The sequence below is a fragment of the Streptomyces sp. NBC_00322 genome (assembly GCF_036147535.1).
Taxonomy (GTDB): Bacteria; Actinomycetota; Actinomycetes; order Streptomycetales; family Streptomycetaceae; genus Streptomyces.
Map to the genome: position 1 here is coordinate 5,164,681 of NZ_CP108019.1, position 25,102 is coordinate 5,189,782.

A 25,102-nucleotide genomic window follows, 5' to 3' on the forward strand; every position below is an offset into this window, starting at 1 on the left:
CCCCGCGAAACGGGGAAACGATCCCCGCTTACGTAGAGATACGAGGCAGACACGAAAGGGAGTGGAGCCCGTGAGCCCCGCCGCCGACACCGAAGCGCGCCGCGTCACCCGGCCGCGGGCCGACGCCCTGCGGAACCGGGAGCGGATCGTGACGGCGGCGCGCGAGACCTTCGTGGAGTTCGGACCGGACGTCCCGCTCGACGAGATCGCCCGCCGCGCCGGCGTCGGCAACGCTACGCTCTACCGCCACTTCCCGGACCGGGACTCCCTCATCCACGAGGTGGTCCTGTTTGTCCTCGCCCGCACGACGCAGCAGGCGCAGGAGGCCGCCGCCGAGGAGACGGACGCGTTCGAGGCGCTGCGGCGCTTCACCCACGCGGCCGCCGACGAACGGATCGGGGCGCTGTGCCCGCTGCTCTCGGGTGCCTTCGACAAGTCCCATCCCGATCTGACCCGTGAGAGCGCGCGCCTCGAAGAGGTCGTCGAGTCTCTCTTCGACCGCGCCCATGAGCAGGGCCGTCTGCGCGCCGATGTCGCCGTCGGAGATCTGCTCGTCGCTCTCTCCCAGCTCACCCGGCCGCTGCCGGGCACCCCGTGCCTGAACATCGACCGGTTCGTCCATCGTCATCTGGCGCTGTTCCTCGACGGACTCGAAGCGCCGGCGCGCTCCGAACTGCCGGGCACCGCCGCGACCTTGGAGGACCTGCGTGCCGATTAATTCAGTTGGCTTCGCGGGTCCTACCTACAACTCTTGATCACGTCTCTCTGACCACGTCCGTTTTGACCTCTCCGCACCCTTAGGTGACTACAGCCATGTCAAAAACAGCCGGTATCCCCGATATATCGCTTCCGGACCCCAGTCGCTGGAAAGCCCTGGTGTTCATCGCCCTGGCCCAGCTGATGGTGGTGCTGGACGCGACGATCGTGAACATCGCACTCCCGCACGCCCAGTTGGACCTCGGTATCTCGGACGGCAACAAGCAGTGGGTCATCACGGCCTACGCCCTGGCCTTCGGTGGACTGCTGCTCTTCGGCGGGCGCATCGCCGACCTCTGGGGCCGTAAGCGGACCTTCGTGGTCGGGCTGCTCGGCTTCGCGGCGGCATCCGCGCTCGGTGGCGCGGCCACCGGCGAGGCGATGATGTTCGGCTCCCGTGCACTGCAGGGCGCCTTCGGCGCGCTGCTCGCTCCGGCCGCGCTCTCCCTGCTCGCGGTGATGTTCACCGACGCCAAGGAGCGCGCCAAGGCCTTCGGTATCTACGGTGCGATCGCCGGTGGCGGCGGCGCCGTCGGTCTGATCCTCGGTGGTGTGCTGACCGAGTACCTCAACTGGCGCTGGACGTTCTTCGTCAACATCCCGTTCGCGGTCATCGCCGCCGCGGGCGCGTACTTCGTCATCCGTGAGCCGGCCGGCACCCGCAACCGCTCCACCCTCGACATCCCCGGTGTCGTCCTGTCCACCCTGGGCCTGGTCACCCTCGTCTACGGCTTCACGCGCGCCGAGTCCGCCGGCTGGTCCGACGGCCTGACCGTGAGCATGTTCGTCGCATCGGCCGTGCTGCTCGCCGGGTTCGTCTTCACCGAGTCCAAGGTCAAGGCGCCGCTCCTGCCGCTGCGCGTCATCACCGAGCGCAACCGCGGCGGTGTCTACCTCTCGCTGGGCCTCGCGATCATCGCGATGTTCGGGCTCTTCCTCTTCCTGACCTTCTACCTGCAGATCGTGAAGGACTACTCGCCGGTCATGACCGGCTTCGCCTTCCTCCCGATGATCGCGGGCATGATCACCGGCTCCACGCAGATCGGCGCCCGGCTGATGACCCGGGTGGCGCCGCGGCTGCTGATGGGCCCGGGCTTCCTGGTCGCCGGTGCCGGCATGCTGATGCTGACACAGCTGGAGGTCGGCTCCTCGTACGCCGGTCTGATCCTGCCGGCGCAGCTGCTGCTGGGTCTGGGCATGGGTACGGCCTTCATGCCCGCCATGTCCCTGGCCACGCACGGGGTGCGCCCGGAGGACGCCGGTGTCGCCTCCGCGATGGTGAACACCTCGCAGCAGGTCGGCGGTGCCATCGGTACGGCGCTGCTGAACACGATCGCGGCCTCGGCCACGACCGCGTACGTCGCCTCTCACGCGGCGGGTGCCACCAACCAGAAGCTGCTGCAGGCGCAGGCCATGGTGCACGGCTACTCGAACGCCATCTGGTGGGCGGTCGGCATCCTCGCGGCCGCCGCCGCGATCGCCTTCACGCTGATCAACACCGGGCGCCCGGGGGCCGGTTCGGTCACCGCGGCCTCGGGTGACGGTGTCGAGGACGAGATCAAGGTTCCCGTCGTCGCGCACTGAGGCGTGCGACGAGGTCATTGAGCGGACAGGGCCCCGCCCGGGGTGAACCCGGGCGGGGCCCTTCGCGTGCCATCAGCGGTTGTACATGCGGCGGTTGTACGCGCGGGGCAGGCGTTGTGCGGGTGCGGGTGCGGGTGCGGGTGTGAGTGTGGGGTGCGCGTGCGGGTGCGGGTCAGCGCAGCCAGGGCAGGTCCGCGCCCGAGTCCTGCGGCTGGAGCCCTTCGGCCAGGATCCGCATGATCTCGCCCAGCTGCTCCACCTGCTCGGGTGTGAGCCGGTCGAACATGGCCTGCCGTACGGCCTCGACATGTCCGGGCGCGGTCTTCTGCAGGATCTTGAAGCCCTCGTCCGTCAGGACCGCGTTCTGCCCGCGCTTGTCGGAGGGGCAGTCCTCGCGGCGGACCCAGCCGTTCTTCTCCAGGCGCGCGATCGCGTGCGAGAGCCGGGAGCGGGTGATCTTGGCGTCGATGGCCAGTTCCGTCATCCGCATGCGGCGGCGTGGGGCCTGGGAGAGCTGGACGAGCAGGCCGTAGTAGATGTGCGGCATGCCCGCGTCGCGCTGCAGCTGGCGGTCGAGGTGGTCTTCGAAGAGGGTGGTGGCATGCAGGTAGGCGCGCCAGACGCGCTGTTCGTCCTCGGTGAGCCAACGCGGTTCGAGGCCGCCCCCGCCAGTGGATGCCGTCTTCATACATCCCACTCTACGACCACATTCTTGAAAGTTGAACTAACTGGAGTTATGGTGGGTTTAGCTTGAAAGTTAAAGTAGGCCGCACGAGGCCGGAAGCTATCCGGGAGCCGCTGTCATGAGTGCCACCCCAGTCGCGGAGCGCATGCCCGCCCTCTATCTCTCCCACGGCGCCCCGCCGCTCGCCGACGACGCCCTCTGGCCCGGTCAGCTCGCCGCCTGGTCCGCGTCGTTGCCGCGGCCCAGGGCGATCCTGATGGTCTCCGCCCACTGGGAGGAGGCCCCGCTCGCGCTCGGCGCGGTCGAGACCGTACCGCTGGTGTACGACTTCTGGGGCTTCCCCGAGCACTACTACCGGGTGCGTTATGCCGCGCCCGGCGCGCCCGAACTCGCGGATTCGGTACGGAAGTTGCTGCGCGGCGCCGGTACGCCGGTGCAGGACATCCCGGACCGCGGGCTCGACCACGGCGCGTACGTCCCGCTGGTGGAGATGTTCCCGGACGCCGACATTCCCGTACTGCAGATCTCCATGCCCACACTCGACCCGCGGAAGCTGATGGAGATCGGCCGCAGGCTCGCGCCGCTGCGTGACGAGGGCGTGCTGATCGTCGGCAGCGGATTCTTCACCCACAATCTGGCGGCCCTGCGCCAGAGCGGAATTCCCGGCTGGTCGGTGGAGTTCGACGACTGGGGGCAGCGGGCGCTCGCGGCGGCGGACGTGGACGCGCTGCTGGACTTCGAGAACAAGTCACCGGCCGGGCGGCTGGCCCACCCGCGGACGGAGCACTTCGCGCCGCTGTTCGTCACCCTCGGGGCGTCCGAGGGTGAGCTCAAGAGCGGGCGGAGCGTGATCGACGGCTTCTGGATGGGCCTGGCCAAGCGGTCGGTCCAGTTCGGCTGAGGGCGGTCGGCTCGGCTCAGCTCTTGTGATCGGCTCCGCTCAGCCCTCGCCCAGTCTCTTCTCGTACCAGGCCACGTCCCAGTACCGGCCGAACTTCCTGCCGACCTCTTCGTACGTGCCGATGTGCCGGAATCCGAAGCGTGCGTGCAGCCGGGCCGACGCCTCGTTCGGCTGGGCGATCCCGGCGTACGCGCGGTGGATGTCCTCACCCTCCAGCGCCTCGAACAGCGCCTTGTAGAGAAGGGTGCCGATGCCCCGGCCCGCGGCCTCGGGGGCGCAGTAGACGCTGACCTCGACGGAAGTGGAGTACGCGGGCTTGGGGCGGAAGGGGCTGCTCGTCGCGTATCCAAGAAGTAGGGCAGAACGGACATCCCGAGCAACCAAAAGGCGGTGGGGGCCGTCTTCAGGGTGGGAGTGCAGCCAGGGGCGGCGCTGACCGGCCGTGAAGGCGGACGTGTCGAATGTGACGGACGTCTCACGCACGTAGTGGTTGTAGAGCTCCGTGAGGGCTTCGAGATCCGCCTCCGTGCCCGCCCTGACCTGCACCTCTGAGTGATCCTGCGGCACGCTTCCTCCCTCGTGGCGCGACAGGGTACTGCAAGATCACGAAAATCGATCCACGGCGTGGGAATTCTGTCCGGATTCCAGTCGTTGTTTCCATCGGATGCAGGGCACCCGGAAGGGTGTCGCGACCTACTCAGCAAGGGAGCTCGCATGGCAACCCGTGCCGTTGCCCGCCGTCAGTCCGACTCCAGTGGGACCGGCCGGGCAAGCAGCGTTCGCGCCGTGGGCGGGGAGATCGCCGACCGCGACCTGGTCGGCATGTACCTCGATGAGATCGCGCGTACGCCGCTGCTCGATGCCGCCAAGGAAGTCGAACTGTCCCAGACCATCGAGGCGGGTGTGTACGCCCGGCAGATCCTCGACGAAGAGGTGGAGAGCGATGCGGGCGGTGCCACGCGCGAAGAGCTCGAGGCGCTGGTCACCGAGGGCGAGCGCGCCAAGGACGTCTTCATCCGCTCCAACCTCCGGCTCGTGGTGGCCGTGGCGCGGCGCTATCCACGCAGCGGGCTGCCCCTCCTCGACCTGATCCAGGAGGGCAATGCCGGCCTGGTGCGCGCGGTCGAGAAGTTCGACTACGCCAAGGGCTTCAAGTTCTCCACGTACGCCACGTGGTGGATCCGCCAGGCGATCACCCGCTCCATAGCCGACCAGTCCCGGACCATCCGGCTCCCTGTGCACCTGGTGGAGGAGCTCGGACGCATCCGTCGTGTCCAGCGCGAGTTCAACAGGGAAAAAGGCCGCGAGCCGGAGCCGGCCGAGGTCGCCAAGGAGCTCGGCTCGACGCCCGAGCGCGTCATCGACGTGCTCGACTGGGCGCGCGACCCCGTCAGTCTGAACATGTCGGTGGACGACGCGGGCGAGACGCAGTTCGGCGATCTGCTCGAGGACACGTCGGCTATCTCGCCGGAGCAGTCGGTGCTGTCGCTGCTGCGCAGCGAGGGGCTGGAGGACCTGATCGGCAAGCTCGATCACCGCACGGCCTCGATCATCCGCATGCGGTACGGCATCGAGGACGGCCGGGAGCGCACGCTGACCGAGGTCGGCAAGCAGCACGGCCTGACGCGTGAGCGGATCCGGCAGATCGAGAAGCACGCGCTGCTGGAGCTGAAGCGGATGGCGCGGGACACGGGCTTCGACGCGGCGGCGTAAGCGCCCCGCGAAGGGCCCCCTGAAGCGGACCCCAGTACCCTCCCCCCCGGTGCTGGGGTCCTTCCCTGTCCGGACCGACTGTCAGCGGGCCGTCGTGGCGCGGGTCAGGCGCGCACCCAGGTCCGTCATGTATTCCGCCAGGCTCCTCGGGGCGTGGACCGTGAACTCGCAGTCCACCAGCGCCAGTCGGAGCGCCAGCCACTCCAGCGAGTCCGCCGCCCTCGTGCGCAGGCGGCAGGTCTCCTCGCCCGTCGCCACCGGTACGCCCAGGGCGTCCGGCAGGCGCGCGGCGACGAACGACGCGGGGGCCTCGAAGCTCACGTCGATGTCGAGCTCCGGGTGCCGGGACATCGTGTGCCCCAGCAGTTCCGCGGCGCTGCCCGTCGGCAGCTCCCGCGGCACGAAGCGCGCCCCCGTGGCGAAGGGCTCCGAGACCCGGTCGACACGGAACGTACGCCAGTCCTCGCGCCCGATGTCGTACGCGACGAGATACCACCGGCGGCCCGTCGACACGAGGCGATACGGCTCGGCCTGCCGTTTCGTCTCCGTCCCGTCGCCCGCGCGGTAGCCGAAGCGCAGGCGTTCCCGCCCCGTCGCCGCGCCCGCGATGACCGTCAGCGTGTGCGGGTCGATCGTCGCGCCGTCGCCGCGGGTCAGCGCGATCGTCGCCGCCTGGAGGGTGGTGACCCGGTGCCGCAGCCGGGACGGCAGCACCTGTTCCAGTTTGGCGAGGGCCCGTACGGAGGCCTCCTCGATGCCTTCGATGGCATGGCCCGCGCCCGCCCGCAGGCCGACCGCGATCGCGACGGCCTCCTCGTCGTCGAGGAGCAGCGGCGGCATCGCGGCGCCCGCGACCAGGCGGTAGCCGCCGATCGCCCCCTTGGTCGCCTCGACCGGATAGCCGAGGTCGCGCAGCCGGTCGATGTCGCGCCGGATGGTGCGCGGGCTCACGTCGAGGCGCTCGGCCAGCTCGCTGCCCGGCCACTCGCGCGGAGTCTGGAGGAGGGAGAGCAGATTGAGGAGTCGTGCCGGAGTGTCCGTCATGTTTTCCAGGATGCCCGTCATCTAGGACATGACCCGACCTATATCTACTCTACTTTCTTCCTATGAGTTCACAGCCCGCCGTACCGGATACGGCTTCAGACCGTCGTCGCTGGATCGCTCTCGCCATCGTCATGACCGCGGCCTTCATGGATCTGGTCGACGTCACCATCGTCAATATCGCGATCCCGAGCATGGAGCGGGACCTGGGGGCGTCCTTCGGCGCCATCCAGTGGATCACCGCCGGATACGCGCTCGCCTTCGCCGCCGGTCTGATCACGGGCGGTCGGCTCGGCGACATCTACGGCCGCAAGCGGCTCTTCCTGATCGGCATCACCGGCTTCACGCTCGCCTCCGCGCTCTGCGGTTTCGCGGCGAACGAGGAGATGCTGGTCGCCTCCCGACTGCTCCAGGGCGCGACCGCCGCGATGATGGTGCCGCAGGTGCTCGCGATCATCCATGCAACCTTCCCCGCGCACGAACGCGGCAAGGTCTTCGGCATGTTCGGCGCGGTCATCGGGCTGGGCGCGGTGTCCGGGCCGCTGCTGGGAGCGCTGCTGACCCAGTGGAACCTCTTCGGTCTCGAGTGGCGGCCGATCTTCCTGATCAACCTGCCCGTCGGCATCGCCGGGGTCATCCTGGGCCGGAAGTTCATCACGGAGTCCCGCGCCCCGAAGGCGCTCCGGCTCGACCTCGTCGGCGTCGCGCTGGTCACCACCGGACTGCTGATGCTGATCTACCCGCTGACGCGCGGCCGTGAGCTGGGCTGGCCGCTGTGGGGTCATCTGTGCATGGCCGGCAGCCTGGTCGTCGGCGCCGTCTTCGTGGCGTACGAGAAGAGGAAGACCCGCAAGGACGGTTCGCCGCTGGTCGAGCTGTCGCTGTTCAAGGTGAAGAGCTTCGCCGCGGGCATCGCCGTGCAGCTCACGTTCGGCATCGCCTGCGGCATCTTCTTCCTGGTCTGGACGCTCTACATGCAGATAGGTCTCGGCTGGTCGCCGCTGCGGGCCGGGCTGACCGGGGTGCCGTTCTCCATCGCCGTGTCCACGGCGGCGGGGCTGTCCGTCCAGAAGCTGGTGCCGCGCTTCGGCCGCAAGGTCCTCCAGGCGGGCGCGCTGACGATGGCCACGGGTCTGGTCCTCTACATCTGGGAGGCCGGGCGGTACGGCACGGCGATCCACTCCTGGCAGATGGTGCTGCCGCTGGCGGTCATGGGCGCCGGGATGGGGCTGATCGTGGCGCCGCTGACGGACGCGGTCCTCTCGGACGTACCGCGCGAGCACTCGGGCTCGGCGTCCGGGCTGATCAACACGACGATGCAGATGGGCAACGCGCTCGGGCTCGGTCTGGTGTCGGTCGTCTTCTTCGGGTCGATCGACGACCGGATGGCGCCGAGTGCGGTCGGGAAGGCGTTCGGGGACGCGTTCCAGAACTCGCTGTGGTGGGTCGTGGCGGTGCTGGCCGTGATCTTCGTGGTGATGTTCGCGCTGCCGGCGCGGCCGAAGCAGCATGTGGAGGGAGCCGAGGCGGAGCTTCCGGACGAGCGGGAGGCGGAGCCTGCGCTCGCTCTATGAGGCGGTCGAAGGACTCGGGTACTCGGATACGGGCCCGGCCCGGGACGCGTGGATGCGTCCCGGGCCGGGCCTCGTTGTTGTTCCCTGCCGTATCTGTTGACGCCGCGGAACGGACGTACTCTGCTTCGGCGACCTCACCGACGTCGACATGCTCGTCACCGACAGCGGGCTCAGCCCCGAGGACGCCGGGGCGGTCGAGGCCGCGGGTACGGACGTCGTACGCGCCTGAACCTGCCGCCGGACCACGGAGAACCCGGCGCCGGACCACGGAGAGGTCAGCGCACCCGCGCGCGCAGCTCCATCGCGTCGCGCGCGGTGCGCTCCGCGTCGTAGACCTCGCACATGTGGCGGCCGTCCGGCGTCGCCGTGTGCTCCACCTCCCACAGGCTCGTCTCGGTGCCGTCGAGCAGCAGGAACGCGTGCTCGTAGAGCGTGAAGCCCGCGTCCTTGCCCGCCACCTGGCACTGACGGCCGAAGACCTGCGTGATGTGGTGGGCGAACGCGGCCCGCAGCAGGCTCGCGGTCTCCTCGCCCGGCCGGTCGGCGTTCTCCGCGCGGCGCAGCACGCGGCGCGCGTGGTCCGCGGAGTCCTCCGGGACGTACATCCTCGGGAGCGGGGTCGCGGGCGGCGCCATCAGGCTGGACAGGAGCTCCCAGTCCGCGTCCAGATCCATGTCGAGCCCCGCGTCCGCGCAGCCCGCATCGTCGCCTCCGTGCCCGGCGAAGCCCGGGAAACCGGCGGGCAGCCGCGAGGCGGCGAGACGGGCCTCCGACTCCTCGGTGTACAGCTCGTGCTGCTCACAGCCGTCCCGTCCGGTGTTGTGCACCAGCTCCCACAGGACGAGGGAGCTGCCGTCACTGAGGAGATAGGCGTGCCGGTATGTCGCGCGGTGCAGCGCGGCGCTGTGGTGCGAGGAGTGCAGCGAACTGGCATGCGCCAGCGCCGAATCGAGCCGTTCGACCGTCGAGTCGGGCAGGTCGAACGAGTTGAGCGCCCGCCCCAGGAGTCGCTCGAGGTGCGTCTCGGTAGTCTCGTACGGATCGTTCAAGATGGGTCTCCAGGCCGTCGCCGCAAGTCACTTGGTGATTGCTAAACGTAGCCCCTGGGTCTGACAACGCGTCCGGGGTTCAGGAAAACGAAGGGAGTCCGGGCGAAGTTCCCGTGCTTTTGGGTAACTGCGTTGTCCCGTACGTCAGTCGATGTCGTACAGGTCCCGGTACGAAGGGAAGACCCCGCCCGGACCCTCGACGCCACGGGCCGAGAGGACCGCCCGGACGATCGCCCGGGTCACCACGTCCGCGCCCGCCGCCAGTACCTCGTTGAGGGCGAGCGGACTGGCCTCGTCGAGCGGTACGGCGCCCGTGGCCAGGGCGAAGACCGTGTCCCCGTCGTTGAGGAGATGGACCGGGCGTACGGCGCGCGCGATGCCGTCGTGTGCCGTGCCCGCGAGCTTCTGCGCCTGCGCGCGGGTGAGAACGGCGTCGGTGGCGACCACGGCGAGGGTGGTGTTGAGCGGGGGAGGGGCGTTCTTCTCGCGTGCCTCGGTGAGGCGGAGCTGGGCCGCCGCGTGCACGTCGGGGGACGGGTAGGCGACGCGGCCCGCGAAGTACGACCCGTACAGCGCACCCGTCAGCGGATCCACCGCCGAGCCCGCGGCGTTGGCCACGACCAGCGCGGCAACGGTGATCCCGGAGTCCAGGACCGCGCTCGCCGTGCCGACCCCGCCCTTGAACTGCCCGACCACGGCACCGGTGCCCGCCCCGACGCCACCCTCCTCGACCGGCGTGCCCTCGTCCGTACGGGCTGCCGCCTCGACAGCGGCCCGTCCCGTCGCGGCGTCCGGTCTGGCCCGCCAGTCGCCGCCGCGGCCCAGGTCGAACACGCAGGCCGCGGGGACGACCGGCACCACCTGCGAGGGGTCGGGGCCGACGCGGACGCCGCGGCCCTGCTCCTCCAGCCACGCCATCACACCGGCGGCGGATTCGAGGCCGTACGCGCTGCCGCCGGTCAGCACGACCGCTTCGACGCGCTGGACGAGATTGCGCGGGTCGAGGGCGTCGGTCTCGCGGGTGCCGGGGCCGCCGCCCCGTACATCCACGGCGGCGATCGCGCCGCCCGCGGGGGCAAGGACGACGGTCGTGCCGCTGAGCGCGCGCTCGCCGGGCACGCGCGCGTGGCCGACGCGGAGCCCGGCCACGTCCGTCAGCCCACCCGCCGGGCCGCTCGTCGGCCCGTCCGCAGGACCGTCTGTCGGTGTGTCATGTGCTGCCATGAGGCCCATGCGTACCACGGGACTTGGCGTAACGCCCGGGGGTGGGACGGTCCCGCCCGTGGCGTCGGTCACGCCGCGGCCGCCGTCCGGGCGGTGAGCGTGACGCCGGCCGCGACCGCTGCCGCCGCGACGAGACCGGCGGCCAGGACCGCCCAGTCGCCCGCGAACGTACAGGCGAGGATCGCCGCCGCGGTGACGGGAAGGATCAGCTGCTGGGCGGTGCCCACCTTGAAGTAACGCGCGTGCAGGGCCCACACCAGCAGCATGAACACGGCGGACGGGACGGTGACGGCAGCCGACGCGGCGGTGGTGGAGATATGCGCCGTGCCCACGGCCTGCTCGACCGCCACCTCGATGCCCGCGCCGATCGCCGCGGCTGACGCGAAGATCCCGTAGTGGCCGTAACCCCACAGGAATCCCTCCTTGCTGGAAGTGAGACGGTCATGGGCCGGAACGACGAAGTAGATCCACCAGGCGGCGAAGACGATGAGGAGTCCGCCCCCGGCGATCGGCAGCAGATCGCCCAGCGCCTCGTTCTCGTCGACGCCGGACTTCACCGCGATGGTGGCCGCGGCGATCGTCTCGCCGAGCACGATGATGGTGAACAGGCCGTAGCGCTCGGCGATGTGGTGCGGGTGCCAGTTGGTGTGGAAGTCCTTCTCCGCGTACGCCGGTACGCACATCTCGGCGATCGCCATCACCAGGAAGATCCAGCCCCTGGCCGACTCGGGCGCGAACAGCAGGGCGCTCCAGCCGATCTGGCAGAGGATCACGCCGCCCGCGTACCGCAGGGCCATGGTCCGCTCGGCGCCTGAAGCGGACCGCGCGGCCCTCAGCCACTGCGAGGTCAGCGCGATGCGCATCACGATGTAGCCCAGCCAGACGACCAGGAAGTCGTGGTCCTCGAAGGCGCGCGTGACTCCGGCGGCGAGGATCAGGACTCCGGCGATCTGGACGAGGGTGACCACGCGGTAGAGGGCGTCGTCGTTGTCGTATGCCGACGAGAACCAGGTGAAGTTCATCCAGGCCCACCAGACGGCGAAGAACACCATCACGTAACTGAGAACGCCGTCCCCCACGTGGTCCTCGGCGAGGGCATGCACCAGCTGCACACCGGCCTGGGCGATCGCGACGACGAAACAGAGGTCGAAGAACAGCTCAAGAGGCGTGGCGGCCCGGTGTTCCTCGTCACGCCGCCGGGCGACGAGCGGCCGCAGGGGGCTCGACGGGTTCGACGACGTCGGTGGCCGGTCGGCGCCGGGCGTGTGAGTCATGCGCCAAGCACAGCAGAGGGTGAGCGAGCGGACCCCGGAGACGCGCGAAGAACCGGGACGGCCCGGGCGGGACCGCCGGGACGCTTCGCCCACGCTCGGGCGGGACCGCCGGAGCGCCTCGCCCGCGGTGACGTACCCCGCCCGCCGCCGTACCCTGGACGCATGAGCACCGCCCCCGCCCCCGGACCGCGTGATGCGGAGCAGCCGCGGCAGCAGTCCCCACGACCGCAACTGATCTTCGACGATCCGCTGGACCAGCAATCCTCGGACGATACGGACCGGGGGTGGGGCGAGCGGCCTCTCGCCGGCGGCGACAGTGCGGGCGATCTGGCGCGCTTTCTCGACGAGAAGCCGCCCCACCACGTCTGAGCCTTCGCTACTGCTGGTCGTGCCCCTAGGTCGTGTCTTCAAAGTCCCTCCCCCAGAGCTTCGCCTGGGAGGTACCCCCACCTGGCGGCGTCTGGCACGCACGCTCGCCGCGTTGTCGTCAGTCGCCTACGCTCCGCGTGGGCTCCTTCCTCCGCCTTGCGATCGCACGCACCAGACGCCGCCAGGCCCGCCCTTCGGGCAGACGACGCTACTTTGAAGACACTCCCTAGCCCCGCTGGGCCACCACGGCGTCCCGGATCTCCTTCAGGACCTCGAGCTCGGTCAGCTCGACCACTTCCTTCGCGCCTTCCTTGGCCGCGTCCCGGGCGGCCCGCCTGGCCAGGTACTTCGACATGGGCAGCACCATCAGGAAGTAGACGACGGCTGCTGTGATCACGAACGTCAGCGTGGCGCTGAGCACCGAGCCCCACAGGATCTTGATGCCGTCGACCTCGCCGTTCACCACCTCGCAGGTGCCCTTCAGACAGGAGCTGTAGGCATCCAGCTCCTGCGTGCCGAACGCTCCGACCACCGGGGCGATCACGCCCTTCACCACAGAGTTCACGATCTGGGTGAACGCCGCGCCGATGACGACGGCGACGGCCAGGTCGATCACATTGCCGCGCATCAGGAAGGCTTTGAAGCCCTCCAGGACGCTTACCTTCTTCTCGCTCACCGCTGAGCCTCTCTTCGCACGTGCAGGTCATGGAGCCAAACGTTCCGCAACCTACGGCACCACGTGACCGCGCTGTCCAATGGGTCAGCACACCGTCACCGCCAGCCTCGATGTCGTGCTCGCGCCCGCCAGCGCAGCCGCGGTGGCGCGCGGAACGGTCAGTACCACCAGCGCGCCGCCGTCCCCGACAGCCTCCGTAGCCCGCGGAACGTCGGTCACCCGGGCCCCCGATGCCACCACCCGCGCCTCAGATGCTTCCCCCGCTGGGGAGTTGGCGGCGGCGATCACATCGACCCGGTCTCCCGGGCGCAGCAGCCGCACGGTCGCGGCATCGGCGATACGCACCGGAGCCGACACCATCTCGGCGGCGGGCCGAGGTTCATGATGAGCGGCCGCCGGCGCACCGGCCCCCGGACTGTCCGGCCCCAGAGCGTCCGCACCACGCGCGCCCGAAGCGGCGAGTGCGGCCGCCGTCATGGCGAGCCCGGCCGCCAGCGCACGCCGTCGCCGCCGCATCGCCCGCCGCAGCCGGTGGGCCCCACCGCGCACCCGCAGCGGCGCGAACGGCGGCACACCGACAGGCTCCGGAGCCGAGGAAGGCGGGAGATCCGAGGAAGGCGGGAGACCCGAAGAAAGGGGAAGGGACGAGGGAGGAACGGACGCGGGAGGAAGGAACGACATGACGTACACCGCCTGCAGTGAGAAGGGAGTTGGACCGACCGCTCCTCACGATCCACCGTCCGCCCGCATCCCGCAGACGCCTGTGGACGACCACGGCGCTGTGGACAACTCCCTCACCCGCGCGTGGGTCTACGGCAGCTGTATCCCCGGATCGAGGCCGTCCAGCGCCCGAATGCACAGACAGTTCCGCTCCCCGTCCACCGGAAGCCCCGCCACCGCGTCGAACAGCACCGTCCGCAGCCGCTCCACATTGGCGGCGAAGACCTTCAGCACATCCCCGTGGGAGACGCCCTCGCCCGACTCGGCCCCCGCGTCCAGGTCCGTCACCAGGGTCATCGACGTGTAGCAGAGCGCCAGTTCACGGGCGAGCACCGCCTCCGGGTGCCCGGTCATGCCGACCACCGACCAGCCCATCGACCGGTACCACAGCGATTCGGCCCGGGTGGAGAAGCGCGGCCCCTCGACCACCACCAGCGCCCCGCCGTCCACCGGCTCCCAGTCCTGTCCGCGCGCCGCGGCCAGCGCGGCCTTGCGCCCCTCGGGGCAGTACGGGTCGGCCGTCGACACATGCACCACATTGGGCATGGACCCGTCCGGCAGCGGATAGCCGTCGTAGAAGGTCTGCACGCGCGCCTGCGTACGGTCCACGAACTGGTCCGGTACGAGCAGCGTCCCCGGCCCGTACTCCGGCCGCAGCCCGCCGACCGCGCACGGCCCGAGCACCTGTCGTACGCCGACCGAGCGCAGCGCCCACAGGTTTGCGCGGTAGTTGATGCGGTTCGGCGGCAGATGGTGGCCGCGTCCGTGCCGGGGAAGGAAGACGACCTTCCGCCCGGCGATCTCGCCGAAGAACAAGGAGTCGCTCGGGCTGCCGTACGGAGTGTCCACCTGGACCTCCGTCACGTCCTCCAGGAAGGAGTAGAACCCCGAGCCGCCAATGACACCGATCTCCGCGGAAGGGGTGCCGGAGAGTTCGCTCGCGTTGGTCGCCATGGCCGCCACATTATCCGTACGCGAAAACGCAGCGGACGCCGCCCGTGGACGCGGCCGTACACACCGAGGACCCCGCCGTACACAACGGCAGGGTCCTGGGAAAGCGGACGTCAGGCGGCGGAGCTGCCGCTGGTGCTCGACGAGGAGGAGGCGGAGCCCGAGGACGAGCCGGAGCCGTTCGTCGAGGGGGAAGCCGCGGGCTTCGAGTCGGACGACTTCGCACCCGTGGAAGGCGTCGACGCGCCCGACGACGCGGGCGAGCTGCTCGACGACGAGCCACGGCTGTCGTTGCGGTAGAAGCCGGATCCCTTGAAGACAATGCCGACTGCCGAGAACACCTTCTTCAGGCGTCCCTCGCAGTTGGGGCATACGGTCAGGGCATCATCGGTGAACTTCTGCACCGCCTCGAGGCCCTCGCCGCATTCGGTGCACTGGTACTGGTAGGTCGGCACTGTGTCTTCCTCCTGGCACTCTCACTCAATGAGTGCTAACGACGGTCCATAGTGACGTATTCCGCTGGATCAGTCCACCGTCACCGGCACTCGGTGACCCATCCCACGCGCCGCGATCCGCCCGGGGGCCCTCTGTGAGAGCCGCGAGCGAAGGGCCAGGAGGGTGACCAGGGCCAGTGCGGTGCCCACCAGCGGGACCACGAATCCGGCGCTCGCACCCTGCTCGTCGGCCAGCCGTCCGGCCACCGTCACGGCTGCCGCCTGACCGAGCGCGACGGCGCCCGTCAGCCAGGTGAAGGCCTCCGTACGGGCCGATGCGGGTACCAGCGACTCGACCAGGGTGTAGCCGCCGATCAGGGCCGGAGCGATGCAGAGGCCGACCAGCAGCCCGAGCCCGGCCAGCAGTGCCACGGAGTGCACGGCCCACAGCGCGGATGCGGCCAGGGTCAGCCCGGCGTAACCGAGCACCATCCGGCGTCGCGGCCCGCTCTTCCAGGCGATCGCGCCGCACGCGATGCCCGCGAGCATGTTGCCGGCCGCGAAGATTCCGTAGAGCAGACCGTTGGCCCCGGGGTTGCCGATCTCCTCGGCGAAGGCGGTCAGTGAGACCTGCATTCCGCCGAAGACCGAGCCGATGCCGAGGAAGGCCACGGCCAGGACGCGTACGCCGGGGATGGACAGGGCGGACGCGTGCTCCACGCGCGCGTGCCCCGCGGCACGGCTCGGCTGGGGCTGCGTACGGCTCTGGGCCGCGAAGAGCAGACCACCGGCGAGCGTCAGCATCCCTTCCGCGATCAGTCCGCCGGCCGGGTGCACACCCGTGCTGAGCGCTGTCGCCAGCACCGGTCCGACGACGAAGGTGAACTCGTCCGTCACGGACTCGAAGGCGGCCGCGGTCGTCATCAGCGGCGAGCCTCCCCCAGAACCTTCGGCCTGGGAGGTACCCCCACCAAGCTTGGCGGCCCAGCGGGCCCGCACCATCGGGCCGATCTGAGGTACGGAGGCACCCGTCGGAACAGCTGCCGCGAACAGGGCCCACAGGGGAGCGCCCGACAGCGCGAGCGCGGTGAGCGCGGAGACGGACGCGGTGTGCAGCAGGACGCCGGGCAGCAGGACCGCCCGCTGCCCGAAGCGGTCCGCGAGCTTGCCGCTCTGCGGTGCGAACAGCGCCATGGAGACGCCGGTGAAGGCGGCCACCGCGCCGGCGCTGCCGTACGAGCCGGTGGTGTGCTGCACCAGCAGGACGATGCCGATGGTCAGCATCGCGAAGGGCTGGCGTGCCAGAAAGCCGGGGAGCAGGAATGTCCAGGCGTCGGGGGTGCGCAGAAGCTGCCCGTATCCAGGACGGTTCTTGACCGTGGATGCCACGGTCCGTGCCTTTCTGCCGCCTGGTAGCGCTCCTGAAGTGCGCGTCGTACTTGTGGTACGAGACGCACCCGAGCCGCCGAGAGCTGTCCTCTTGCGCTGAACTGCGGTAGATACCGGGGCCGCTGCGAGGGCTCCGCGGCCGCCATACGGTCGCGCCAGCTCTGCGTCAGGCAGAGTTGGTCGATCAGTGTGCCTTCATCGTACAGGGGATCTCGGGATCGTCCCTGGGAAATGGCTCACATTCTCGGAGATCCGCCTGTGATTAACCGGGTCTTCTCTCGGCGTTTCCGCCCGTCCCCAGCCAGTCGGCCAGCTTTCCGCCCTGTCCGACCGCCCGCAGCCGCCGCTCGGCCGCGTCCCGTACCGGATCGGTCGCCACCACCAGCAGCTCGTCGCCCCACCGCAACACGGTGGACGGCAGCGGCACGAAGCTCTTCCCGTCACGTACGACAAGTGTGACCGCCGCCCCGGCGGGCAGCCGCAGTTCCGCGACCTCCACGCCGTGCATGCGCGACTCCTCCGGGATCGCCACCGACAGCAGATGCCCGCGCAGCCGCTCCAGGGGCGCGGACTCGATGCCCAGGTCGGAGGCATCGTCCGAGCGGCCGAGGCCCAGCGCCTGCGCCAGCCATGGCAGCGTCGGTCCCTGGACCAGGGTGTAGACGACGACCAGGACGAAGACGATGTTGAAGATCCGGTCGCTGCCCTCGATGCCGGCCACCGTCGGGATCGTCGCGAGGATAATCGGCACGGCTCCGCGCAGCCCCGCCCAGGACATCAGCACCTGTTCGCGCCATGGAATACGGAAGGGCAGCAGGCTGACGAAGACCTCCAGCGGCCGCGCGACCATGGTCAGCACGAGGCCCACGACCACGGCGGTCCAGAAGTCCTCGGTCAGCTCGTGCGGGGTCACCAGCAGGCCGAGCAGGACGAACATGCCGATCTGGGCGATCCAGCCGAGGCCCTCCGCGAAGCCGCGGTTCGCGGGCGCGTGAGGCAGCCGGGAGTTCCCGAGCACCACGGCGGCGAGATAGACGGCGAGGAAGCCACTGCCGTGTGCCATGGCGCCCGCGGCGTACGCCACCACCGCGATCGCCATCACGGCGATCGGGTAGAGACCCGATGCGGGCAGCGCCACATGCCGCAGCCCGAAGGCGCCCAGCCAGCCTGCCGCGAGTCCGATGGTCGCGCCGATCGCCAGCTCCAGCGCGATCTTGCCGACCAGGACGTACCAGTCGTCGACCGGTCCGGCCGTGGAGAAGGCCACGACCAGGATCACCACAGGGGCGTCGTTGAAGCCCGACTCGGCCTCCAGCACACCGGTCACCCGGGACGGCAGCGGCACCTTGCGCAGTACGGAGAAGACCGCCGCGGCATCCGTCGATGACACGACCGCACCGATGATCAGCGCCTGCCGCCAGTCGAGCCCGACCAGATAGTGCGCTCCCGCGGCCGTGACGCCCACACTCACCGCGACGCCGACGGTCGACAGCACGACCGCCGCGGGCAACGCGGGTTTGATCTCCTTCCACTTGGTGCCCAGGCCACCCTCGGCCAGGATCACCACAAGCGCGGCATAGCCGATCACCTGCGTCAGTCGGGCGTCGTCGAACTTGACGTCGAAGATGCCGTCCTGCCCGATGGCGATCCCGATCCCGAGATACAGGAGCAGGCTGGGGAGCCCGCTGCGGGAGGAGATGCGGACCGCCGCCACGGCGATGAGCAGGACGAGCGAGCAGATGAGCAGGAGTTCGTTGAGCTGGTGGACAGTCAGTGGCCGATCCTTCCCCTCGCGCGTATATGCCGGATCGTTTCACCGGCTGGCGACACTTCGTTACCTTACCTAATCTTTAACGTTTCCTTTACTTGAGAGATCGTTTGTTCGGGGCCGGGTGCTGCCTTTCGGATACCGCGTCCGGGCCCGTCGGACGCTGCGCCTATGGTTGCTCCAGCACTCCAGGACCAGCCTGCGCCTCGAAGGACAGCGATGCCCGCCAACACAACCGCCTCTTCCCCCAAGAAGAAGAAGGGGCGACGCGCCCGCCTGCTCGTGATCGTCCTGGTGCTGGCGCTTGTCGCGGGTGTCGGATACGGCACGTGGTGGAGCATCAGCACGGTGCGCGCCTCGTTCCCGCAGACCACCGGGGCCGTCAAGCTCGAAGGCCTCAAGGGCCAGGTCGAGGTCAAGCGCGACGACTACGGAATCCCGCAGATCTACGCGGACAGCGACGAAGACCTGTTCCGCGCCCAGGGGTTCGTCCAGGCGCAGGACCGGTTCTGGGAGATGGACGTACGCCGTCATATGACGGCCGGCCGGCTCTCCGAGATGTTCGGTTCCGGTCAGGTCGAGACCGATTCCTTTCTGCGCACGCTCGGCTGGCGCCGGGTGGCACAGCAGGAGTACGACACCAAGCTCTCGCCGGCCACCAAGAAGGCCCTCCAGGCGTACGCGGACGGCGTCAACGCCTATCTCAAGGGTCGCGAGGGCAGGGACCTTTCCGTCGAGTACGCCGCGCTCGAGTTCGAGAACGACTACAAGCCCGAGAAGTGGACGCCCGTCGACTCGGTGGCCTGGCTCAAGGCGATGGCCTGGGACCTGCGCGGCAACATGCAGGAGGAGATCGACCGCTCGCTGCTGACCAGCAGGCTGAGCGAGAAGCAGATCAAGGATCTGTATCCGGCCTATCCGTACGACCGGAACAAGCCGATCGTCGACGAGGGCGGGGTCAATCCCGCCACCGGCAAGTTCGACCCGGACGCCAAGCCGTCGGACATTTCCGGCAACGGCGGCGGCAACAGCGCGCGGGGCGCCGCGCAGGGCCTCAACTCCCAGCTGGCCGCGCTCTCCGAGACCCTGGACACGATCCCGGCCCTGCTGGGTCCCAGCGGCAACGGCATCGGCTCCAACTCCTGGGTCGTCTCCGGCCGGTACTCGACGACCAACAAGCCGATGCTGGCCAACGACCCGCACCTCGCGCCGCAGCTGCCCTCCCTCTGGTACCAGATGGGCCTGCACTGCCGCAGCGTCTCGGCCTCCTGTCAGTACGACGTCGCCGGCTACACCTTCTCCGGCATGCCGGGTGTGATCATCGGTCACAACCAGGACATCGCCTGGGGCTTCACCAACCTCGGCGCGGACGTCACCGACCTCTACCTGGAGAAGCTGACCGGCGACCGCTACCAGGTGGGCAGCGAGGAGAGGCGGTTGACCACCCGCGACGAGGTCATCAAGGTCGCGGGCGGCTCCGACAGGAAGATCACGGTCCGCTCCACCGAGCACGGCCCGCTGGTCTCCGACCGCAGCGACGAGCTGGAGAAGGTCGGCCAGAAGGCCCCCGTCTCCAACTCCGCCCCGGACCGCGGTGCCGGCTACGGGGTGGCGCTGCAGTGGACCGCCCTGCAGGCCGGCAGGTCCATGGATGCCGTCCTCGCGCTCGACCGCGCCAAGGACTTTGCCACCTTCCGCGCGGCGGCCAAGAACTTCGAGGTCCCCTCGCAGAACCTCGTCTACGCCGACGCCAAGGGCCATATCGGCTACCAGGCGCCCGGCAGGATCCCGGTCCGCGCTCAGGGTGACGGCACGACGCCCGCGCCCGGCTGGAACCCCAAGTACAAGTGGAAGGGCTACATCCCCTTCGACGAGCTGCCGTACGAACTGGACCCGGAGCGCGGCTACATCGTCACCGCCAACCAGGCCGTGACCGACGCCAAGAAGTATCCGTATCTGATCACCAAGGACTACGGCTACGGCACCCGCAGCCAGCGGATCAACGACCTCATCGAGTTGAAGATCCAGGGCGGCGGGAAGATCTCGACCGAAGACATGCGCACCATGCAGATGGACAACAGCAGCGAGATCGCCAAGCTGCTGACCCCGTATCTGCTGAAGATCGATATCTCGGACCCGTACGTCCGTGAGGCGCAGAAGCTGCTGGAGGGCTGGCGCTACACCCAGGAGCCGGACTCCGGTGCCGCCGCGTACTTCAACGTGGTCTGGCGCAATGTCCTCAAGCTCGCCTTCGGCAACAAGCTGCCCAAGGAGCTGCGGGTCGAGGACGAGTGCCTCAATGTCCGCCCGGCCGACAGCACGGCCCCGGACGACGAGCTCACCAAGCGGGTGCGCGAGTGCGGCCAGCGCGACACCGATTCGGCGCAGCCGGACGGCGGCGACCGCTGGTTCGAGGTCGTACGCAGGATCCTCAAGGACGAGAAGAACGAGTGGTGGCATTCCCCGGCCAGCCGCACGGACGCCGCCACCGTCACCCGTGACCAGCTGCTGGCCCGGGCCATGGAGGACGCCCGCTGGGAGCTGACGGCCAAGCTCGGCAAGGACGCCACCAGCTGGAGCTGGGGCAGGCTGCACCAGCTGACGCTGAAGAACCAGACGCTCGGCACCGAGGGGCCCGGCTTCCTGCAGTTCGTGCTCAACCGCGGCCCGTGGAACCTGGGCGGCGGCGAGGCGGCGGTCAACGCCACCGGCTGGAACGCGGCGGGCGACTACAGCGTGATCTGGGCGCCCTCGATGCGGATGGTCGTCAACGTCGGCGACTGGGACAAGTCCCGCTGGATCAATCTGACCGGCGCGTCAGGGCACGCGTACAGCGCGCACTACACCGACCAGACCGACAAATGGGCCGACGGCGAGCTCCTCGACTGGGCCTACGGCCAGCAGGCGGTCCAGGCCAAGACCGTCGACACGCTCAAGCTCACTCCCTGACGCTCACTGACCGGGGCGCTTGACGTCACGGTCGTTGAATCGGATGACGGCTTCGGGTGTGACCACCGCGTGCACGGGGTGGTCGTGCGGCTCCTCCGGGACCCGTGCGACCACCTCGTTCGCGTACAGCAGCACCACCAGGGCCGGGTCGGCGCCGGCCGCCGAGAGGCGGGCGAGGACCCGATCGTACGAGCCGCCACCGCGGCCGAGCCGCATACCGCGGGCGTCCACCGCGAGCCCGGGAAGGAGCACGGCATCCGCGTCGAGCACGGCGCCCACGCCGAGCCGCTCCCCGTCCGGCTCCAGCAGTCCGCGCCCCGCGCGCACCAGATGGTCCGCGCCCTCGTACACTCCCCAGTCCAGATCGTTGTCCGCCCTGAGGACCGGGAGCAGGACGCGTACGCCCCGCGCGCGCAGCGCGTCGAGCAACGTGCGCGTGCCGGGCTCGCGCCCGACGGAGACATATGCGGCGACGGTGTGTGCTTCGGTCAATTCGGGGAGATCCAGGGCCAGTCGCGCGAGAACCGCGGCGGCCCGCTCGACGTCCTCACCGGACAGAAGGCCCCGGGCGTCCAGGAGTTCACGCCGTACCGCACTCTTTCCGGACATGTCACCGCTCATCGGTACTTCACAAACCTCTCGTATGCGCCTTTATGAGAAGGAAGTTAACCGGAGGCTCATCTTCAGCCCATAGTCACCGGATAGGGTGATCCTCATGACTCAGTCGCACCCCAGGATCAGCAAGGCTGTCATCCCAGCCGCAGGCCTCGGCACCCGGTTCCTGCCTGCCACGAAAGCCACTCCCAAAGAGATGCTGCCTGTCGTCGACAAGCCCGCGATCCAGTACGTCGTCGAGGAGGCGGTCTCGGCCGGCCTCTCCGACGTGCTCATGATCACGGGTCGCAACAAGCGCCCGCTCGAGGACCACTTCGACCGTAATTACGAGCTGGAGGAGGCGCTCAAGAGCAAGGGCGACGCCGGCCGGCTCGCCAAGGTCCAGGAGTCGAGCGACCTCGCCACCATGCACTATGTCCGCCAGGGCGATCCGCGCGGCCTCGGCCACGCCGTCCTGTGCGCCGAACCGCACGTCGGCGACCAGCCCTTCGCGGTCCTCCTCGGCGACGACCTGATCGACCCGCGCGATCCGCTGCTCGCCCGCATGGTCGAGATCCAGGAGCGTGAGGGCGGCAGCGTCATCGCGCTGATGGAGGTCGACCCCGCGATGATCCACCAGTACGGCTGCGCGGCCGTCGAGCCGACCGCCGAGGGTGACGTCGTCAAGGTCACCGAGCTGGTCGAGAAGCCCGCCCTGTCCGAGGCGCCGAGCAATCTCGCCATCATCGGCCGCTATGTCCTCGACCCCGCCGTCTTCGGCATACTCCGGGAGACCGAGCCCGGCCGCGGCAACGAGATCCAGCTCACCGACGCCCTGGAGAAGCTCGTCGAGGACGAGAAGGTCGGCGGCCCGGTGCACGGCGTGATCTTCAAGGGCCGCCGCTACGACACCGGCGATCGCGGTGACTATCTGCGGGCGATTGTCCGACTCGCGTGCGAACGTGAGGACCTGGGCCCGGAGTTCCGGACCTGGCTTCGCAGTTATGTGACCGAGGAGATGTAACACCGTGAGCAGCACGATCTGGTCGGTGGACGACCACCTGGAGGACATCCTCGCCGCGATCCGGCCGCTCGACCCGATCGAGCTGCAGCTGCCGGACGCCCAGGGCTGCGTCCTGGTGGAGGACGTCACCGTGCCGGTCGCGCTGCCGCCCTTCGACAACAGCTCCATGGACGGCTATGCGGTCCGCACCGCCGATGTCGCGGGCGCGAGCGAGGAGTTCCCCGCGGTCCTCACGGTGATCGGCGATGTGGCGGCCGGAAGCGGCCCACTGCCCATCGTCGGGCCCGGCGAGGCCGCCCGGATCATGACAGGTGCCCCGCTGCCGCCCGGCGCCGAGACGGTCGTCCCCGTCGAGTGGACCGACGGCGGTACGGGCGGGGGAGCGGCCACCACGATGCGCCCGGCGGGCGATGCCCCCGAGGGCGCGAGCGGTGAGGTCCGCGTCCACCGTCCGGCCGAGGCCGGTGCCCATGTCCGCTCGCGCGGCAGCGACGTCCAGGCGGGTGATCTGGCCCTGGAGGCGGGCACCGTCCTGGGGCCGCCGCAGATCGGCCTGCTCGCCGCGATCGGCCGCGGCACCGTGCGGGTGCGGCCCCGCCCGCGCGTGGTCGTGCTCTCCACCGGCAGCGAACTGGTCCAGCCGGGCGAGAAGTTGGGCGAGGGCCAGATCTACGACTCGAACAGCTTCGCCCTGTGCGCCGCCGCTCGCGACGCGGGCGCCCTCTCCTACCGGGTCGGCGCGGTCACCGACGACGCGGAGACGCTGCGCGCCACCATCGAGGACCAGCTGATCCGCGCCGATCTGCTGGTCACCACGGGTGGCGTGAGCGTCGGTGCGTACGACGTGGTGAAGGAAGCACTCTCCTCGGTGGGCGACGAGGACGTGCCGGGCAGCGGCGTCGACTTCCGCAAGCTCGCCATGCAGCCCGGCAAGCCGCAGGGCTTCGGCTCGATCGGCCCCGAGCACACCCCGCTGCTCGCGCTGCCGGGCAATCCCGTCTCCTCGTACGTCTCCTTCGAGCTGTTCGTACGACCCGCGATCCGGGCGCTGATGGGCCTGAAGGACGTGCAGCGCCCGAAGGTGCGTGCCGTACTGAAGGCCGACAAGGCGCTCACCTCGCCCGACGGCAGGCGGCAGTTCCTGCGTGGCAGGTACGACGCCGAATTGGGCACGGTCTCGCCGGTCGGCGGTTCCGGCTCCCATCTGATCGCGGCCCTCGCCCATGCCGACTGCCTGATCGTCGTTCCGGAAGCGGACACTTCGGTGGAGCCCGGCGCGGATGTGGAAGTGGTCCTCATCGGCTGACCTGCTTACGGTGGCGGTACCGTGTCTGCCCACACAGGCCCCGCAGGGCCCTGACCGGGAGCGCCGCACCAGATGAGTACGCAAGGCAGGCTGACGCACATCGACGAGGCGGGGGCGGCCCGTATGGTCGACGTCTCCGGAAAGGACGTCACCGCACGCACCGCCCGCGCCAGTGGCCGGGTTCTGGTCTCACCGCAGGTGGTGGAGTTGCTGCGTGGTGAGGGTGTCCCCAAGGGAGATGCCCTGGCCACGGCCCGTATCGCGGGCATCATGGGCGCCAAGCGCACCCCCGATCTGATCCCGCTGTGCCATCCGCTGGCCGTCTCCGGCGTCAAGCTGGATCTGTCGGTCGCCGACGACGCGGTGGAGATCACCGCCACGGTGAAGACGACCGACCGTACGGGTGTCGAGATGGAGGCGCTGACGGCGGTCTCGGTCGCCGCGCTGACCGTCGTCGACATGGTCAAGGCCGTCGACAAGGGCGCGGTGATCACCGATGTCCGGGTCGAGGAGAAGACGGGCGGCAAGTCCGGCGACTGGAGCCGGTCATGAGCCCGCGCGCCGGAGAGGTCTACAGCCACGGCCACGGCCCGGAATCGGGGGCGGGTGCGGTCCGGCGGGCCCTGGTCGTCACCGCATCCAACCGCGCCGCGGCCGGTGTGTACGAGGACAAGGGCGGCCCGGTCCTCGCCGAGGGGCTGACGAACCTGGGTTTCACGGTCGACGGCCCCCGGGTCGTCCCCGACGGTGACCCCGTGGAGCAGGCCCTGCGGGATGGGGTGGCCGCCGCGTACGACGTGATCCTCACCACCGGCGGCACCGGCATCTCGCCGACCGACCGGACCCCCGAGGTCACCCGCCGCGTCCTCGACCACGAGATCCCCGGCATCCCCGAGGCGATCCGCGCGTACGGACGCGAGAAGGTGCCCACCGCGGCGCTGTCCCGAGGGCTCGCCGGGGTCGCCGGCCACACCCTGATCGTCAACCTGCCGGGGTCCACCGGCGGGGTACGTGACGGTATGGCCGTACTGGAGCCGCTGCTGATCCACGCCGTCGACCAGATCCGCGGCGCGGACCACCCCAGACCTGCCGGGAGCTCAAGCTGAACGCTCTCTCCTGGC

General features: G+C 69.7%; 24 protein-coding genes and 1 pseudogene. 12 read left to right on the plus strand and 13 right to left on the minus strand.

All coding sequences use genetic code 11. The annotated features are described in order from the left end of the window. Positions 1-70 precede the first annotated feature (70 nt). The gene (locus OG905_RS23660) at positions 71-718 is read left to right on the plus strand and encodes a TetR/AcrR family transcriptional regulator (protein WP_328676851.1); all 648 of its coding nucleotides are present in this window, start codon (positions 71-73) and stop codon (positions 716-718) included. A 95-nt stretch (positions 719-813) separates the two neighbouring features. Then, a complete protein-coding gene (locus OG905_RS23665) occupies positions 814-2,340 on the plus strand; it encodes an MFS transporter (RefSeq protein WP_328676855.1) in 1,527 nt (508 codons plus the stop codon). Positions 2,341-2,512: 172 nt separating this feature from the next. Here OG905_RS23665 and OG905_RS23670 read toward each other — a convergent pair whose 3' ends face one another. Beyond that, positions 2,513-3,037 (minus strand): MarR family winged helix-turn-helix transcriptional regulator, encoded by a 525-nt coding sequence (locus tag OG905_RS23670; protein ID WP_443043973.1) that lies wholly within the window; start codon positions 3,035-3,037, stop codon positions 2,513-2,515. A 106-nt stretch (positions 3,038-3,143) separates the two neighbouring features. Between OG905_RS23670 and OG905_RS23675 the strand changes: the two genes are divergently transcribed. Next, complete coding sequence (locus OG905_RS23675; protein WP_328676859.1) at positions 3,144-3,926, plus strand: dioxygenase family protein; 783 nt, start codon at positions 3,144-3,146, stop codon at positions 3,924-3,926. Positions 3,927-3,965: 39 nt separating this feature from the next. On the opposite strand, the gene OG905_RS23680 is transcribed toward OG905_RS23675, so the two are convergent. After that, positions 3,966-4,493, minus strand: coding sequence for a GNAT family N-acetyltransferase (locus OG905_RS23680; RefSeq protein ID WP_328676860.1), 528 nt, complete (start codon positions 4,491-4,493; stop codon positions 3,966-3,968). A gap of 147 nt (positions 4,494-4,640) precedes the next feature. Here OG905_RS23680 and OG905_RS23685 point away from each other — a divergent pair, with 147 nt between their 5' ends. Continuing rightward, positions 4,641-5,639 (plus strand): sigma-70 family RNA polymerase sigma factor, encoded by a 999-nt coding sequence (locus OG905_RS23685; RefSeq protein WP_328676861.1) that lies wholly within the window; start codon positions 4,641-4,643, stop codon positions 5,637-5,639. Between the two features lie 81 nt (positions 5,640-5,720). On the opposite strand, the gene OG905_RS23690 is transcribed toward OG905_RS23685, so the two are convergent. Further along, on the minus strand, positions 5,721-6,683 hold the full coding sequence (locus OG905_RS23690) for a helix-turn-helix transcriptional regulator (protein ID WP_328676862.1): 963 nt from the start codon (positions 6,681-6,683) through the stop codon (positions 5,721-5,723). A gap of 62 nt (positions 6,684-6,745) precedes the next feature. Between OG905_RS23690 and OG905_RS23695 the strand changes: the two genes are divergently transcribed. Further along, positions 6,746-8,254 (plus strand): MFS transporter, encoded by a 1,509-nt coding sequence (locus tag OG905_RS23695; protein WP_328676863.1) that lies wholly within the window; start codon positions 6,746-6,748, stop codon positions 8,252-8,254. Positions 8,255-8,378: 124 nt separating this feature from the next. Then, positions 8,379-8,483 (plus strand): annotated as a pseudogene (locus tag OG905_RS23700) (D-beta-D-heptose 1-phosphate adenosyltransferase); the annotation flags it as partial. Positions 8,484-8,529: 46 nt separating this feature from the next. Here the strand turns inward: OG905_RS23700 and OG905_RS23705 are convergent. The 3 genes from OG905_RS23705 to OG905_RS23715 form a co-directional block, all read right to left on the minus strand. Then, positions 8,530-9,303: a DUF6227 family protein gene (locus OG905_RS23705; RefSeq protein WP_328676864.1), complete on the minus strand. Its 774-nt coding sequence runs from the start codon at positions 9,301-9,303 to the stop codon at positions 8,530-8,532. 144 nt (positions 9,304-9,447) lie between these two features. Next, on the minus strand, positions 9,448-10,527 hold the full coding sequence (locus OG905_RS23710; RefSeq protein WP_328676866.1) for a P1 family peptidase: 1,080 nt from the start codon (positions 10,525-10,527) through the stop codon (positions 9,448-9,450). Positions 10,528-10,595: 68 nt separating this feature from the next. Continuing rightward, entirely contained in the window at positions 10,596-11,801 is a 1,206-nt protein-coding gene (locus OG905_RS23715; protein ID WP_328676868.1) for a low temperature requirement protein A, read from the minus strand. Between the two features lie 162 nt (positions 11,802-11,963). On the opposite strand from OG905_RS23715, the gene OG905_RS23720 reads away from it, so the two are divergent. Continuing rightward, complete coding sequence (locus OG905_RS23720; protein WP_328676870.1) at positions 11,964-12,170, plus strand: hypothetical protein; 207 nt, start codon at positions 11,964-11,966, stop codon at positions 12,168-12,170. Positions 12,171-12,396: 226 nt separating this feature from the next. Here the strand turns inward: OG905_RS23720 and mscL are convergent, their stop codons facing one another. The 6 genes from mscL to OG905_RS23750 form a co-directional block, all read right to left on the minus strand. Continuing rightward, on the minus strand, positions 12,397-12,846 hold the full coding sequence (gene mscL, locus OG905_RS23725; protein ID WP_328676873.1) for a large conductance mechanosensitive channel protein MscL: 450 nt from the start codon (positions 12,844-12,846) through the stop codon (positions 12,397-12,399). An 84-nt stretch (positions 12,847-12,930) separates the two neighbouring features. After that, positions 12,931-13,419 (minus strand): hypothetical protein, encoded by a 489-nt coding sequence (locus OG905_RS23730; RefSeq protein WP_443043974.1) that lies wholly within the window; start codon positions 13,417-13,419, stop codon positions 12,931-12,933. A 237-nt stretch (positions 13,420-13,656) separates the two neighbouring features. Continuing rightward, positions 13,657-14,520 (minus strand): S-methyl-5'-thioadenosine phosphorylase, encoded by an 864-nt coding sequence (locus OG905_RS23735; RefSeq protein WP_328676877.1) that lies wholly within the window; start codon positions 14,518-14,520, stop codon positions 13,657-13,659. A 110-nt stretch (positions 14,521-14,630) separates the two neighbouring features. Beyond that, a complete protein-coding gene (locus OG905_RS23740) occupies positions 14,631-14,972 on the minus strand; it encodes an FmdB family zinc ribbon protein (protein ID WP_328676878.1) in 342 nt (113 codons plus the stop codon). A gap of 69 nt (positions 14,973-15,041) precedes the next feature. Continuing rightward, on the minus strand, positions 15,042-16,340 hold the full coding sequence (locus tag OG905_RS23745; protein WP_328676880.1) for an MFS transporter: 1,299 nt from the start codon (positions 16,338-16,340) through the stop codon (positions 15,042-15,044). Positions 16,341-16,602: 262 nt separating this feature from the next. Then, positions 16,603-18,114, minus strand: coding sequence for a potassium/proton antiporter (locus OG905_RS23750; RefSeq protein WP_328682551.1), 1,512 nt, complete (start codon positions 18,112-18,114; stop codon positions 16,603-16,605). A gap of 213 nt (positions 18,115-18,327) precedes the next feature. Here OG905_RS23750 and OG905_RS23755 point away from each other — a divergent pair, with 213 nt between their 5' ends. Next, entirely contained in the window at positions 18,328-21,057 is a 2,730-nt protein-coding gene (locus OG905_RS23755; RefSeq protein ID WP_328676881.1) for a penicillin acylase family protein, read from the plus strand. Between the two features lie 3 nt (positions 21,058-21,060). On the opposite strand, the gene OG905_RS23760 is transcribed toward OG905_RS23755, so the two are convergent. Beyond that, a complete protein-coding gene (locus OG905_RS23760) occupies positions 21,061-21,678 on the minus strand; it encodes a 5-formyltetrahydrofolate cyclo-ligase (RefSeq protein WP_328676883.1) in 618 nt (205 codons plus the stop codon). A gap of 94 nt (positions 21,679-21,772) precedes the next feature. On the opposite strand from OG905_RS23760, the gene galU reads away from it, so the two are divergent. The 4 genes from galU (at position 21,773) to OG905_RS23780 (ending at position 25,087) form a co-directional block, all read left to right on the plus strand. Continuing rightward, on the plus strand, positions 21,773-22,675 hold the full coding sequence (galU, locus tag OG905_RS23765; protein WP_328676885.1) for a UTP--glucose-1-phosphate uridylyltransferase GalU: 903 nt from the start codon (positions 21,773-21,775) through the stop codon (positions 22,673-22,675). A gap of 4 nt (positions 22,676-22,679) precedes the next feature. Further along, positions 22,680-23,981, plus strand: coding sequence for a molybdotransferase-like divisome protein Glp (gene glp, locus OG905_RS23770; RefSeq protein WP_328676887.1), 1,302 nt, complete (start codon positions 22,680-22,682; stop codon positions 23,979-23,981). A 72-nt stretch (positions 23,982-24,053) separates the two neighbouring features. Beyond that, a complete protein-coding gene (gene moaC, locus OG905_RS23775; protein WP_328676889.1) occupies positions 24,054-24,533 on the plus strand; it encodes a cyclic pyranopterin monophosphate synthase MoaC in 480 nt (159 codons plus the stop codon). Beyond that, positions 24,530-25,087: a MogA/MoaB family molybdenum cofactor biosynthesis protein gene (locus OG905_RS23780; RefSeq protein WP_328676891.1), complete on the plus strand. Its 558-nt coding sequence runs from the start codon at positions 24,530-24,532 to the stop codon at positions 25,085-25,087. The genes moaC and OG905_RS23780 overlap by 4 nt, the downstream gene beginning before the upstream one ends. Positions 25,088-25,102: the final 15 nt, after the last annotated feature.